This is a genomic window from Tritonibacter sp. SIMBA_163, assembly GCF_046535935.1.
GTDB lineage: Bacteria > Pseudomonadota > Alphaproteobacteria > Rhodobacterales > Rhodobacteraceae > Epibacterium > Epibacterium scottomollicae.
Map to the genome: position 1 here is coordinate 1 of NZ_JAWJBP010000993.1, position 248 is coordinate 248.

Genomic DNA, 248 nt, shown 5'->3' on the forward strand with positions numbered 1-248 from the left:
GGCGCCGCAGCGCGTCGACGACGGCGTGATCGGCATCGTCGGCACGGCCGCGCTGCACGCCGTGCCGGTCGAGATGGGCAGCAAGCCGCACTTCCCGCCGATCCAGCCGCTGGAGGACTGGGCGCACCACAAGCTCGACCTGCCGGCCGAAGAGGCGCGCGGCGCCGCCTTCGCGATCGCCCGCAAGATCGCCGCCAAGGGCACCGAGGGCGCGCACATGGTGGAGCGCGCCAAGGACGCGAACGCCG

At 74.6% G+C, this 248-nt stretch carries 1 protein-coding gene; it reads left to right on the forward strand.

Features of this window, described 5'->3' with window-relative positions:
* Positions 1-248: hypothetical protein (locus R0J92_RS25310; protein WP_411053717.1), on the forward strand; the 248-nt coding region annotated here is incomplete at both ends.